Raw genomic sequence first — 13,864 nt, 5'->3', positions numbered from 1 at the left:
CCGTCAACGTCACGCAGCGCGTCGGGTCGACCTCTGGGATGCGTGCCAACCGGAGGTGTTCCTTGCCATGAATTTCGTTCTACCGCTTCAGTTCACAGCCGCAGCGCGGGAGCTTGACTTAGCTGACTGGTCAGCTAAGCTTGCAAGCATGTCGAAGAGATCAGCGCCTTTCGCATACGTTGACCTCTTCGCCGGCATTGGCGGGTTCCACGCCATGCTGGAGCATGCCGGTGGCAGGTGCGTTTACGTATCGGAGATCGACCGTGAAGCACGCAACACCTACCTCCACAACTGGGTGGACCATCTGCCCGAGGCTGAACGCCCGATCATCAACACGGACATCACGATCGACACCCCCGAAGACGCTCCGGTCAACGTTCCAGCTCACGACGTCCTGGCCGCGGGCTTCCCCTGTCAGCCCTTCTCCAAGTCCGGGTTCCAGCGCGGCATGGACGAGGCGCGGGGAACCCTCTTCTGGAACATCGCTCGCATCTTGGAGGAGCGGAAGCCCTCCATCGTCCTGCTAGAGAACGTACGAAACCTTGCCGGGCCCAGGCACCGGCACGAGTGGGACGTGATCATCCAGACCCTGCGCGAGATCGGCTACCGGGTGTCGTCGACGCCGTCCGTCTTCTCGCCTCACTTCCTTCCACCCTCGCTCGGGGGTACGCCTCAGGTCCGAGACCGCGTCTTCATCCTCGGCACGTACGTCGGGCCCGCGCGGGCCATGGCGGAGACTGACGTGGCACCCACTGTGGTCCGGGGGCCAGTTCAAGGATGGAACGTCCAGAACTGGGACACCGATTGGATCCTCGACGACGACACGTCGATCCCCGGCGTCGAGAAGTATCGACTCACTGCTGACGAAACCGAATGGATCAACGTCTGGGATGACCTGGTCCAGCGGATGTGGTCCGCGCGGGGGGTGCGCCTGCCTGGCTTCCCCCTGTGGGCCGACTCGTGGATTCCCGAGCGCGGTCTCGACCCCATGGAGCTGGATGCCCTCCCACAGTGGAAGTCGGACATTCTGGTCAAGAACGCCCGCTTCTACGATGACCATCGCGACATCATCGGATCTTGGAAGAAGGCAAACCCCGCATTCGCCAGTTTCCCGGCGTCGCGGCGTAAGCTCGAGTGGCAGGCGCAGGACACCGCGTCGCTGTGGGACACCGTGATGCACTTCCGGCCGTCCGGCATCCGAGCCAAGGCACCGACCTACCTGCCGGCACTGGTCGCCATCACCCAGACCTCGATCATCGGCAGCCGTCGCCGCCGGCTTACCCCCCACGAGGCCGCCCGCCTGCAAGGCTTCGGCCGGGACTTCTCCTTCGGGGGGCAGCGGGACCAAGCGAGCTACAAGCAGGTGGGCAACGGCGTGGCCGTTGGAGCCGCCTGGCACGTCTTCCGTACCCACGTAGAGCGAGATGCGTCGGACTTGCCTTCGAGGCTGGTGCGCGCAGTGCTGAGTGCGTCGGTCCGCCCCACGGGCAATGCGTTGGCCGAAGCAGCCCTCATCCACGAGGAAGAACTCACGGCACCCCTGTCAGGGACCCTCGCTGGTTGACGAGCGGCCGCTCACCTGAAGCGGGATTGCTTCGCTCGAGGCGAGACGCCTAGAGCCGCAGAAGCCTGCGGACCTCCTCGACCTCATCATGGAGCCAGGCAAAGTTGTCCACCGTCCACGCGATCAGGTGAACATCATGTCCCTTCATTTGGTTGTGGTCGCGGCACAGGTAAACGGCATTGCCAGGGCTGGTCGGACCGCCGAGAGCCCAAGGAAATCGATGGTCCGTCTGCAAAGAAGTCGCCGAAGGGCACGCGTAACCCCATATCGTGCTGGCCGCGCATGACTCATAAGCCGGCGGCGGGTTCTGGAATGACCGCTGGCGACGGCAGGGCGTCTCACTAATGAGTTGGTCCCTCCACATTGGGTGGACCAACACTGCCGATTCAGGAAGGGTCAACGAGCCGCCTACGTACTCTATATAGATGTCAGACCAAAGGCGGTAGCGAACGGTGTTCAGAAAGCGAAAATACGACTCGGCCGAGTCGACTCGGCTACGAATGTCCACCAATCAACTCCAAGTAATGTTGATCTTTAGCTGACTTCGCGAGCCACCGTAGTATTCGGCCCCCACGAGAAGTCGCAGGGATCCAGGGGCCTGAGGAAGGATGACTCCACGTTTGAGGCTCGACAGGTTGAATTCGTTTCCGAGGGGTCGGCTCTCATCGACGATCCTCAAGTTGCCGACGTTGATCGAGTGACCCACAAGCTTTAGACGCCTAGCAGCGCCAATGTTCAAGGGCTTGGTCCCATTGATGGGCAGAACCGTTTCCAGTCTGTTGCGGCGGGCACCACCGCGCCCCGGATCCGAGGCCAGCAGGGTCAGTTCCGCACCGTCACCTGCCAGCCAAGATGGAATGTCGCTAGAGACCCCCAGGGCCCCTTTGGCGAACATGTCTTCGAATACCTTGTTGGCAACCCGGCGGGAGACGTTGCCGAAGTTGCCGCCCGTACTCTGAACCCAACCAGTTACGTCCCAGTTGCTCGCGTTGAATTTCAGCGCTTGGAGCACGCTGTCCCAGTCCGTTGGGACACCGTGTTTCAAGAGGTAGGTGAGGACTCCCACAAGATAGGCGTCCATCAGGTACTTCTGACGATGTGAAGCGTCGCCAAAGAACGCACTGTCCGTCGTAGGCGTAGTGACATTCCGCGAAAGGGCAAGTACCGCGAGGGCGATTTGATCAGCGACGACCGCTGGGCCGAGCGAGGACCCAGGGCGACTGAAGTACTGACCAAGGACAATTTCCTTCAGGCCCAGCGAAGTATATGAGAAGCCTCCCCCTGCGGCCGCGAGCAACTTCGTCGGGTCTGGGTTGAATTGGACCTTGTCGTAGAACGGATTCGTAACGTGGCTGGGCCCTACGTTCTGATGCTCGCAAAGCATGGCGACGGTAGTCATGGCCTTCCACTCTGATGTGGATGTCCCACCGGCGGCATCTTGATAGGCGCCGAGTTTGAATGCGTACTGCAGCCAGTGCTCATGCAACTCGTGTAGCGGAGTCGCATATGTCGTCACCTCAGCGAACACCTTTGCAAACTGCGCTGGGCTATAGGCTTGGGATGCCTCGCCGTGGAGGAGCACTAGGGGAATCGGATTGGAACTGTTAGTCGATTGGGACACTCCCTCCACGCGGTGTTGTCCGTCGAGGATCCACAACGGCTTACTACCCTGAGCAGCGGGAACATTCACTGATATTTCGAAGACCTCGGTCGCTTGACCGTTCAGAATCTGTTGCCGAACGTGAACGTGAGCAACATCTGCGACAGCCAATAGCACAGGGTTTGGCATTAGTTCGCCTGGTTGGCTGAACTTGTCCCTGATAGCTTGCCACTTCTCGGGAATTACAGGGCGTTGCCAGTTCTTGATGGGTGGATTGAGAACGTTACGAGCGATATCCGCATTTCCGCTATTTGGATTGAAACTCGGGACCTCTGCAACGGACTTGAGTTGGTCGGCGGCCAGATAGCCCAGGTAGATGGGAAAACTCTTCGTTCCGTCCGACAGCATCGTCTGCAGAGCGCGGATAACGGGCACCATCTTCTCCGATTCTCGGGGCGGCGACACAGGCATTCCGAAGCCTACCTGCGCCTCCCCCAGAAATTGAGGGGAGCGCGGAAGCTCGACCGGCTCGCGAGAGTCGTGGCGTGGGGAGGTCGCAACAGGAGGCGCAAGACGGGGGCGTGCGCTGCGTCCACGGTCGGCTCCTGCAGACGAAGCCTATGAGGAGCGAGTCCTCGTTTCAGTCGCGATCGACGTGGTGCCACCATTTGCTAGACCGGGTCAATGTTGCCGCGCGCGCTGAATCTTGTGTCGTACTCCCCGCGCTGTGCTGAGTACATATCCGGCGGTCTCTCCTGCGCATACACCCAATACCAGAGCGGTACCGGGGCGAACAGGCCTCGGATACTCGCCTCGTGCAGGAGCGTCTTTATGGTTTCCTTCGGGATCAGGATCGCGCGGTTGTTGGTCGTCACCGTGAGGTCCTGGAGGAGCTCCCGAGGCAGAAGGTACACCCCACCGCGGAATGTCACAGACAGGTCCACTGGCGTGGGTAGGCCATCTGTAAGCAGCGCCTCGACAAGAAGGGGAGGACAACGCTTGCTTGTCGCGACCACGTCGATCTCGTTCGCACCACGCCCTGATGCGACGTGCGCAGCCACATGCCGCCAAACGCGGCTGAACGAAAGCGCGTCCGCGACCGTTTGGCCCTTTTCGGTTGGGACGATGTCTAGCAGATGCGGCTGGCTGCCATCGGCTGGCCACCTCAGGACCAGAAGTGTCTTTCCCTCTGCGACGTACGGTCGGCCCAAGTCCGCCACCGCACGACATCTGAGCGACGTGGCCGTGTCTACCTCAACGAGCAGACTGCCTGGTGGGGTGTTGGACCCTAGGACGTAGACGATGGGGTCATCGAAGGACCATCTGTCTACGCCCTTCTTGGTTGCGTCCCACAGCGCCGCGATCTCGCTAAGACTTTGACTCACCTTGTGCGAGATCTGCAGCCCGTCGAACGCGTAGTCCCAGCCCTTCTGTCCCGTCGGAGGCCGCGTCAGCCGAGTCGAAGGTTCAACTTGGCGAATGTAGTTGCCCAGTGCATCGAAGAACAGATCCTCAAGCAGCGCCGCCGAGTTCAGTCCGTAGTAGTGGTCTCTGAACTGCCTCTCGGCTGCAGCGAGCGGAATCAAGTAGTCAGGTCGCGCCAGCATTCCCCGTACGGCCCTCATGAATCGAGCTTGGGGATCTTGGGATGCGGGTGTCAGCACAAGAGGCCACCTTGCCAAGCTCCGGACCGCAAATCAGTCATTCGCCCACCTTCTTCCAGAAGTCTTACCCCGCGCCGTCCCGTGCCGGCGCGAGAGCCAACTGGGTGAGCTTTCCCTGAGTAGCTTCACTCGAGCTGCTTTGAGCGAGCGCACGAGTTCCAACACAAATGGAAACCATCGCCAGCACCATGTCCCGGATGTCGATATCAGCGCGGCGAGTGTAGTCAGCGGGCCGCGCGCGCGGCGTTACCTGACCGGTGTCACACGCGAGAGGCCGCGCTCGATCGTGATCGCGTTGAGCGGCCGAGAGTCTGATGTCGGGTGGCGCCGGCGCAGCCGAGCAGTGACCGGCTGCAACAACGCGGTCACCGATGGCAGCCGGCAGGCGATCAAGCTACGGGCCAATCTCTGGGTGGGTGCGAAGTGCCTCAGGCGCCACGGATAGCCATGAGCGGGGGCTTATCTCCACTGGTACCGGGCCGCACCTTGAGACGCTGCGAGCCAGATCCGCAGCAGGATCTTCGGAGGCGAGGAGCTCCGCCTGTTTGTGCGCCAGGTCGCCTCCTCGACAGCCTCGTCTGGCGACTCGCCATCGACCCAGCGGAGCGCGATCCGGCCGCGGAGCCCGCCGTAGCCCGGCTGGCTAGTCAGACCGCGCATCCATTGCTCGAGCGTCGCGTCCAGAGCGCGGATCTTCGACTCGCCGAGAAGGTGTTCGGCGAGCAACGAAAGTGCATCCTCGTATTGCCGGGTGACGCGCTCGAGCTCTCGGCCCGAGTCGGCAGCCATCGCCCGCGTCGCAGATACCGTGTCTTTGCATAGGGAACACCGAGGGCACGCGCAATGTGAGTGATTAGAACCTCCGCCAGTCCTCACCTTTGCTCGTGACCATTTGCTGCCACTTGGGTGTCCTTGTGCAGTCATGCAACAGCATCTGCAGACGAACGTAACCAGGTCACGTCATTTGATCCTGCGGTTTCCTAATCCGCCACCCTCCAGTCGGAGACGTCGACCGTCGACCAGATGTCTGGGGGCAGGTCAGGAGAGTCCCCGCCGTCGGCCGCCATGTTGTCACTCTGGCACATTGCTGGTCGCAGATTGGGTAAACCCAAACGACGACACCCAATCGCGCACACCGCCGCAGCACTTCGCTGGACGACCAGTGGCATAGCCGGACCGTCCCGGCGAATCCGTCAGTAGCGACGTTCTGGGCCGGAAGACGTCTCAGCTCCCGTCAGGCACGTCACTGAGGTACTTCTCTGAGGTCCGAACGCGAAAGGGCTCTGACCGACGAGCGGAAAGTGGTTCTGACCTGTGGTGGAGCCAAGGGGACTCGAACCCCTAACCCCCTGCTTGCAAAGCAGGTGCGCTACCAATTGCGCCATGGCCCCCGGGTGGGGATCGAACCCCAGGACTCCTAGGAGGGAGAGTCCGTCGCCTGGGCCCAGAGGTCCTTCTCGGCCTGCTGGGCCTTGAGCTTCTTCTGGATCGCGGCAGCGCCGACTGCGGTCACGACGATGAGCAGGAGCTTCTTCATCGGTGGTCCGCCTTCCCTCGCAGAGAACCCGCGGGGATCGGGATTGGTGGGCCTAACAGGACTTGAACCTGTGGCCTCTTCCTTATCAGGGAAGCGCTCTAACCGTCTGAGCTATAGGCCCGTGAGCCCAATCTCCGCTGCGCCACGGAGGGTGGCGCGAGGCACGAGGTTACATGACGGTGGGGCTGCCCACCAAAACGGTTCCGCGGTGCCCCGACACACGCAAAACGCCGGTTGCCCGGCAACCCGCGGGACACCATCCCGAGGTATGCCGGGCAACCGGCGTTTTGCGTGAGAGAGCGGGGGCTCAGTCGTCGGTGAGGGTCAGCTGGAGGCCGCCCACGAGGGCCGAGCAGATGTTGTAGAGGAAGGCGCCGAGGGTCGACAGCGCGGTCAGCAGGATGACGTCGATGACCCCGATGACGATGCTCAGGGACAGCACCCGGCCGAAGCCGAGGAAGTCCATGATGTCGAACGGGTTCTGGGTGTCGTTGAAGACCGTCCCGACCAGGCGGTTGACCTCGGAGAAGACGCCCATGCCCGACAGGATCATCCACAGCACCGCGACCATGACGACGCCGGCGATGCCGAGGGCCACCGAGATGAGGAACGACATCTTCATCGCCGACCACGGGTCGACCCGGGAGACAGTGAGCTTGACGCGTCGCGCGCGCCCCGCGGCGGCGGTCGCTCCCGCCGGGCGGATCGGGGCTCCGGTCCGGGCCGTGCCGGCGGGCTCGGCGCCGCGGTTCATCCGCCCCGCCTCCGGTCCTCCCGGGCGCGACGAGGTGCTCGTCTGGCCTGCCGTGCTCACTCGTTACCTCCGGTGGAGTCGGTCCCGGGCGCCTCGGGTGCGGAGGGCTCCTGCTCGGACCCAGCACCGTCGACGACCTGCTCGTTCACAGACGACGGTACGGCATCAGCGGCCACGGAGTCGCCTGCGGCACTCCCGTCGGCGCTCAGGTCGCTCTCATCCTCCGACCGCTCGGGGTTCCGGGCCACGGCCACGACGGAGTCGCCGTTGCCCGGGTTGGCGAACTTCATGCCCTGGGTGTTGCGGCTGCGGCGGGTGACCGGGGCGACCGGCATCCGGACGATGTTGCCCTTGCCCATGATGACCAGGACCTCGTCGTCCTCGCTGACCGTGAGCGCGCCGACCAGGTCGCCGTTGCGCTCGGTGATCTTGGCGACCGCGACACCGAGGCCACCACGGCCCTTGGCGTTCCAGTCCGAGGACGGGCTGCGCTTGGCCATGCCGTTCTCGAAGACCACGAACACGTCCGGGTCCTCGCCCTCGTGGATGACGCTCAGCGACAGCAGCGAGTCGTCGCCGCGGAACCGCATACCGGTCACACCACTGGTGGCGCGGCCCATGGGGCGCAGCTGCTCGTCGGTCGCGTGGAACCTGACCGACATCGCCTTGCGGGACACCAGGAGCAGGTCGTCGGTCTGGGAGGCGAGGTCGGCGGCGACGAGCTCGTCGCCCTCCTTGAGGTTGACCGCGATCAGGCCACCGCTGCGCGGGGAGTCGTAGTCGGCGAGCCGCGTCTTCTTGACCAGTCCGTTCTTCGTGGCGAGCACGAGGTAGGGCTGCTGCTCGTAGTCACGCACGTCCAGCACCTGGGCGATCTTCTCGTCCGGCTGGAACGCCAGCAGGTTGGCGACGTGCTGGCCCTTGGCGTCGCGTCCGGAGTCCGGCAGCTCGTAGGCCTTGACGCGGTAGACCCGGCCGAGGTTGGTGAAGAAGAGCAGCCAATGGTGGGACGTCGTGGTGAAGAAGTGGTCGACCATGTCGTCGCCGCGCAGCGAGGCGCCGCGGACGCCCTTGCCGCCGCGGCCCTGCGAGCGGTACGCGTCGACGCGGGTGCGCTTGGCGTAGCCGCCGCGCGTGATGGTGACGACCACGTCCTCCTCGGGGATGAGGTCCTCCATCGACATGTCGCCGTCGATGAGCTCGATACGGGTGCGGCGGTCGTCGCCGTACTTGTCGACCAGCTCGCCGAGCTCCTCGGACACGATCGACCGCTGGCGCTCGGGCTTGGCGAGGATGTCCTCGAAGTCCTTGATGAGCGCCTCGAGGCGGTCGTGCTCGTCGATGATCTTCTGGCGCTCGAGGGCGGCCAGGCGGCGCAGCTGCATCTCGAGGATGGCCCGCGCCTGGATCTCGTCGATCTCCAGCAGCTCGATGAGGCCGTCACGCGCCGCCTCCACGGTCTGCGACCGTCGGATGAGGGCGATGACCTCGTCGAGGGCGTCGAGGGCCTTGAGCAGACCACGCAGGATGTGGATCTCGTTCTCGGCCTTGCGCAGGCGGAACCGCGTCCGGCGCTGGATGACCTCGACCTGGTGCTCCACCCAGTGGCGGATGAAGGCGTCGATCGGCAGCGTGCGCGGCACCCCGTCGACCAGGGCCAGCATGTTGGCACCGAAGTTGGTCTGCAGCTGGGTGTGCTTGTAGAGGTTGTTGAGCACGACCTTCGCCACTGCGTCGCGCTTGAGCACGATGACCAGGCGCTGGCCGGTGCGGCCGGAGGTCTCGTCGCGGATGTCCGCGATGCCCGAGAGGCGACCTTCCTTGGTCAGCTCGGCGATCTTCTGGGCGAGGGTGTCCGGGTTGACCTGGTAGGGCAGCTCAGTGACCACCAGGCACTGCCGGCCCTGGATCTCCTCGACCTCGACGACCGCGCGCATGATGACCGAGCCGCGGCCGGTGCGGTAGGCGTCCTCGATGCCCTTGCGCCCGAGGATGAGCGCACCGGTCGGGAAGTCCGGGCCGGTGACCCGGGAGAGGACCGCGTCGAGGAACTGCTCACGGTCGGCCTCGGGGTTGGCGAGGTACCACTGCGCCGCGTCGGCGACCTCACGCAGGTTGTGCGGCGGGATGTTGGTGGCCATGCCCACGGCGATGCCGGAGCTGCCGTTGACGAGCAGGTTGGGGAACCGGCTCGGCAGGACGGTCGGCTCCTGCGTCTTGCCGTCGTAGTTGTCGCGGAAGTCGACGGTCTCCTCGTGGATGTCCCGGACCATCTCCATGGCCAGCGGCGCCATCCGGCACTCGGTGTACCGCGGGGCGGCAGCCGGGTCGTCGCCCGGGGAGCCGAAGTTGCCCTGGCCGTCGACGAGCGGGTAGCGCAGCGACCAGTCCTGCACGAGGCGGACGAGGGCGTCGTAGATCGAGGAGTCACCGTGCGGGTGGTACTGACCCATCACCTCACCGACGACGCGGCTGCACTTGTTGTAGCCGCGGTCGGGGCGGTAGCCGCCGTCGTACATGGCGTAGACCACGCGACGGTGCACCGGCTTGAGTCCGTCACGGACGTCCGGCAGCGCGCGGCTGACGATGACCGTCATCGCGTAGTCGATGTAGCTGCGCTGCATCTCCGCGTTGAGGTCGATCGCCTCGGTCCGGTCGTACTCGACGGGCGGTATCTCAGTCATGAATTCCCTTGTCCCTCAGTGCAGTTCACGAGAACCGCACTTTCAAAGATCAGCACTTCAACGATGGGGGCGTACGTCGCGCGGCGGGTTCCACGTGAAACGTGGGCCCGCGGCGCGCCTAGATGTCCAGGAACCGGACGTCGCGGGCGTTGCGCTGGATGAAGCCGCGCCGGCTCTCGACGTCCTCGCCCATCAGCACGGCGAAGATCTCGTCGGCCGCGGCGGCGTCGTCGAGCGTCACCTGGAGCAGGACCCGGTGGTCGGGGTCCATCGTGGTCTCCCACAGCTCCTGGTAGTCCATCTCGCCCAGACCCTTGTAGCGCTGGATGCCGGCGTCCTTCGGCAGGCGCCAGCCCTGGGACTGACCGGCCTGGACCATGGCGTCGCGCTCACGGTCGGAGTAGGCGAACTCGTGCGCGTGGTTGCTCCACTTGAGCCGGTAGAGCGGGGGCTGCGCGAGGTAGACGTAGCCCTCCTCGATGAGCGGGCGCATGAACCGGAAGAGCAGCGTCAGCAGCAACGTGCGGATGTGCAGACCGTCGACGTCGGCATCGGCCATGAGCACGATCTTGTGGTAGCGCGCCTTGGACTTGTCGAAGTCCTCGCCGATGCCGGTGCCGAACGCCGAGATGAGCGCCTGCACCTCGTTGTTGGCGAGCACCTTGTCGATGCGCGCCTTCTCGACGTTGAGGATCTTGCCCCGGATCGGCAGGATCGCCTGGTTGTGCGGGTTGCGGCCACGCACGGCCGAGCCGCCGGCCGAGTCACCCTCGACGATGAACACCTCGGAGATCGAGGGGTCCTTGCTCTGGCAGTCGCGCAGCTTGCCGGGCAGGCCGCCGGACTCGAGCAGGCCCTTGCGGCGGGTGGCCTCGCGCGCCTTGCGGGCGGCCATGCGGGCGGCAGCCGCCTGCACGGACTTGCGGACGATGTCGCGGCCCTCGCTGGGGTGGGCCTCCAGCCAGTGCCCGAACTCGTCGGTCATGGCGCGCTGGACGAACCCCTTGACCTCGGAGTTGCCGAGCTTGGTCTTGGTCTGCCCCTCGAACTGCGGCTCGCCGAGCTTGACCGACACCACGGCGGTCAGGCCCTCGCGGATGTCGTCGCCGGTGAGGTTGTCGTCCTTGTCCTTGAGGATGTTCTGCTTGCGCGCGAAGTCGTTGATGAGCTTGGTCATCGCCGCGCGGAAGCCCTCCTCGTGGGTGCCGCCCTCGTGGGTGTTGATGGTGTTGGCGTAGGTGTGCACGGACTCGGAGTACGCGGTCGTCCACTGCATCGCGAGCTCGAGGCTCAGCTGGCGCTCGGTGTCCTCGGACTCGATCGAGATGATCTCGGCGTGGACCGGCTCGGACTTCTTCGAGCTCACCAGGTGGGTGACGTAGTCGACGAGGCCGTTGGCGTAGGTGTAGCTGACCTGGCGCGGCTTCTTCTCGGTGGCGTCGACGGTCTCGGCCGCGTCCGCCTCGGACTCCTCGACCCGCTCGTCCACCAGGTTGATGGTCAGGCCCTTGTTGAGGAACGCCATCTGCTGGAACCGCGCACGGATCGTCTCGAAGTCGTAGTGGGTCGTCTCGAAGATGTCGCCGTCGGCCCAGAACGTGATGGTCGTGCCGGTGCGGTCGGACTCCTCCATCTGCGCCAGGGGAGCGGTCGCGACACCGTGGTCGAACGACATCCGGAACGCGTGGCCCTTCTGCCGCACCTCGGCGTCGAGCCGGGTCGACAGGGCGTTGACCACGGAGGAACCGACGCCGTGGAGCCCACCGGACACCTTGTAACCGCCGCCGCCGAACTTGCCGCCGGCGTGGAGCTGGGTGAGCACGAGCTCGACGGTCGACACGCCGTACGCGTCGTTCATGCCGGTGGGGATGCCGCGGCCGTTGTCCTCGACCCGCACCCCGCCGTCGGCGAGGAGGGTGACGTCGATGGTGTCGGCGTACCCGGCGAGGGCCTCGTCGACGGAGTTGTCGACGATCTCCCAGACCAGGTGGTGCAGGCCCCGCTCGCCGGTCGACCCGATGTACATGCCGGGGCGCTTGCGCACGGCCTCGAGCCCCTCGAGCACGGTGATCGCGCTCGCGTCGTAGTCGACACCCTCGGGGACCCCGGCGAGCTCGGCCTCGGCGCGCAGGCGGGCAGCCTCTGCCTGCTCGGCGGTGAGGTTCTCGGAGGTCTCGGGGATGGGCGTGCTCTCGTGCGGTGTCTGGTCAGACTCGGACACGGTGCTCCTTCTCCGGTGGGGCAGCCGCTCGGGGGTGGCCCCGGCACGTCGCTGCACCCTGCTCATGACACGCGACCAGTCTGGAGACCAGCTGGCCGCGATTTCACCTCACAGTCTACCTGTCGGCGGTGTCGGAGAGGCCTCAGGCGGCCCGTGAGCCGGTATTCGAGCCAAAAAAGCACCCCCAAATGACTCCCGGTACGTCACCCCGCCCCTCAGAGCCGGATTCTCGCGTTTGTCGCCCGGTGGTCACAGCACGACGACCTGGCGGACCGCGCGCCCTGCCGCCAGCTCGTCCATCGCGTGGTTGAGGTCGTCGAGGGCGATGCGCGAGGAGACCAGCGCCTCCACCGGCAACCGTCCCTCCCGCCACCACTGGGCGAGGACGGGTATGTCGCGCGACGGCACCGCCGAGCCGAGGTAGCTGCCGATGACGGTCCGGGCCTCGGCGACGAGCAGCAGCGGCGAGATGCTGGCCCGGGCGTCGGGGTGCGGCAGCCCGACCGTCACCGTGCGCCCTCCCGGGGAGGTGGCCGCGAGCGCGGCCTCGAACGCCCGGGCGCTGCCGGCTGCCTCGACGACGACCTCCGCCCGCAGCCCGCGCCCGGCCAGCTCCGCCGGGTCCAGGGCCTGCGCGGCCCCCAGCTCCAGGGCCAGCTCGCGCTTGGCGGCGACCCCGTCTACCGCGACCACCGGACCGGTGCCCAGCGCGACCGCGGTGAGCAGGGCCGCCATACCGACTCCTCCGAGGCCCACGACCATCACGGACTCTCCCGGCGCAGGGGGAGCCGCGTTGAGCAGGGCCCCGCCACCGGTCAGCACGGCGCAGCCGAGCACCGCCGCGACCTCCGGGGGGACGTCGTCGGGCACCGCGACGACCGATCGGGTGTCGACCACCGCGTGGGTGGCGAAACCCGACACCCCGAGGTGGTGGTGCACCGGGGCGCCGTCGCGGGAGAGTCGACGGCCGCCACCGAGCAGCTCGCCCGCGGCGTTGCTCGCGGAGCCGGGTGCGCACGGCACGCGGCCACCGGTGGCGCAGCCGGCGCACTGGCCGCACCGCGGCAGGAAGGTCATGACGACCCGTTGGCCCACGGTGAGGTCGGTGGTCCCGGCGCCCAGCGCGACCACCCGACCCGCTGCCTCGTGGCCGAGCAGCATCGGGACCGGGCGGGGACGGTTGCCGTCGACGACGGAGAGGTCGGAGTGGCAGACCCCGGCCGCCTCGACGGCGACGACGACCTCACCCGGGCCGGGGTCGGCCAGGTCGAGCCCGCACACGGTGACCGGACGCGTGTCGGCCCAGGGCCCGGGTCGGCCGACCTCCTCGAGAACGGCTCCGGTGATCCTCATCCCCGGTCCTCGACGGCGCGCTCCAGCAGCTCGCGCACGGCGGCCGGGATGGGCACGCTCGACCGGGAGGTGCGGTCGATGTACACGTGGACCCAGTGCCCGAGTGCCGCCACCTCCTCGGCGTCGGCGGCGAACAGGCCCAGCGCATAGGTGATGCTGCTGCGGCCGAGCCGCTCGACCCGGACGCCGACGTCGAGCGCGTGGGGGTACTCCAGCTCACGGAAGAAGCGGCACCCCGACTCGGCCACGACCCCGAGCTCGGGCAGCGCCATGACGTCGACCCCGGCCCCGGTGATCAACCAGCCGTTGATGGCCGAGTCGAACAGCTCGTAGTAGACGGCGTTGTTGAGGTGGCCGTACATGTCGTTGTCGGACCACCGCGTGGTCGCCCGCACGACGTGGTCGAAGTGCCCGCGGGTCAGCGCGCGGTCGCCGTCGGCCGTCATGACCCGATCCTAGGGAACCCCGTCGCGCGGGGCCGCTTCAC

At 66.0% G+C, this 13,864-nt stretch carries 9 protein-coding genes and 2 tRNA genes; 1 reads left to right on the top strand and 10 read right to left on the bottom strand.

Features of this window, described 5'->3' with window-relative positions; genetic code table 11:
- Nucleotides 1-148 precede the first annotated feature (148 nt).
- Nucleotides 149-1,564, top strand: a complete 1,416-nt coding sequence (locus ABEA42_RS04410) for a DNA cytosine methyltransferase (RefSeq protein ID WP_345501332.1) — start codon at nt 149-151, stop codon at nt 1,562-1,564.
- 511 nt (nt 1,565-2,075) lie between these two features.
- On the opposite strand, the gene ABEA42_RS04405 is transcribed toward ABEA42_RS04410, so the two are convergent.
- The 10 genes from ABEA42_RS04405 to ABEA42_RS04360 form a co-directional block, all read right to left on the bottom strand.
- On the bottom strand, nt 2,076-3,602 hold the full coding sequence (locus ABEA42_RS04405) for a ParB N-terminal domain-containing protein (RefSeq protein ID WP_345501333.1): 1,527 nt from the start codon (nt 3,600-3,602) through the stop codon (nt 2,076-2,078).
- 233 nt (nt 3,603-3,835) lie between these two features.
- Entirely contained in the window at nt 3,836-4,789 is a 954-nt protein-coding gene (locus ABEA42_RS04400) for a hypothetical protein (RefSeq protein WP_345501334.1), read from the bottom strand.
- Nucleotides 4,790-6,143: 1,354 nt separating this feature from the next.
- Nucleotides 6,144-6,219: transfer RNA gene (locus ABEA42_RS04395), tRNA-Ala, on the bottom strand.
- Nucleotides 6,220-6,245: 26 nt separating this feature from the next.
- The gene (locus ABEA42_RS04390) at nt 6,246-6,365 is read right to left on the bottom strand and encodes a DLW-39 family protein (protein ID WP_345501335.1); all 120 of its coding nucleotides are present in this window, start codon (nt 6,363-6,365) and stop codon (nt 6,246-6,248) included.
- 44 nt (nt 6,366-6,409) lie between these two features.
- Nucleotides 6,410-6,486, bottom strand: a tRNA-Ile gene (locus tag ABEA42_RS04385).
- 186 nt (nt 6,487-6,672) lie between these two features.
- Nucleotides 6,673-7,119, bottom strand: coding sequence for a DUF3566 domain-containing protein (locus ABEA42_RS04380; protein ID WP_345501337.1), 447 nt, complete (start codon nt 7,117-7,119; stop codon nt 6,673-6,675).
- A gap of 56 nt (nt 7,120-7,175) precedes the next feature.
- Nucleotides 7,176-9,803 carry a DNA gyrase subunit A gene (gyrA, locus tag ABEA42_RS04375; RefSeq protein ID WP_345501339.1) on the bottom strand — a complete coding sequence of 876 codons (2,628 nt, stop codon included), beginning with the start codon at nt 9,801-9,803 and terminating at the stop codon, nt 7,176-7,178.
- A 118-nt stretch (nt 9,804-9,921) separates the two neighbouring features.
- Nucleotides 9,922-11,934 (bottom strand): DNA topoisomerase (ATP-hydrolyzing) subunit B, encoded by a 2,013-nt coding sequence (gyrB, locus tag ABEA42_RS04370; RefSeq protein WP_345501425.1) that lies wholly within the window; start codon nt 11,932-11,934, stop codon nt 9,922-9,924.
- A 339-nt stretch (nt 11,935-12,273) separates the two neighbouring features.
- On the bottom strand, nt 12,274-13,377 hold the full coding sequence (locus ABEA42_RS04365; RefSeq protein ID WP_345501340.1) for an alcohol dehydrogenase catalytic domain-containing protein: 1,104 nt from the start codon (nt 13,375-13,377) through the stop codon (nt 12,274-12,276).
- Nucleotides 13,374-13,823 carry an acyl-CoA thioesterase gene (locus ABEA42_RS04360; RefSeq protein ID WP_345501342.1) on the bottom strand — a complete coding sequence of 150 codons (450 nt, stop codon included), beginning with the start codon at nt 13,821-13,823 and terminating at the stop codon, nt 13,374-13,376. Before ABEA42_RS04360 ends, ABEA42_RS04365 begins: the two co-directional genes overlap by 4 nt.
- Nucleotides 13,824-13,864: the final 41 nt, after the last annotated feature.

The sequence above is a fragment of the Pedococcus ginsenosidimutans genome, from assembly GCF_039544395.1.
GTDB classification, from domain to species: domain Bacteria; phylum Actinomycetota; class Actinomycetes; order Actinomycetales; family Dermatophilaceae; genus Pedococcus; species Pedococcus ginsenosidimutans.
This window is presented reverse-complemented; position numbering and strand designations above follow the sequence as displayed.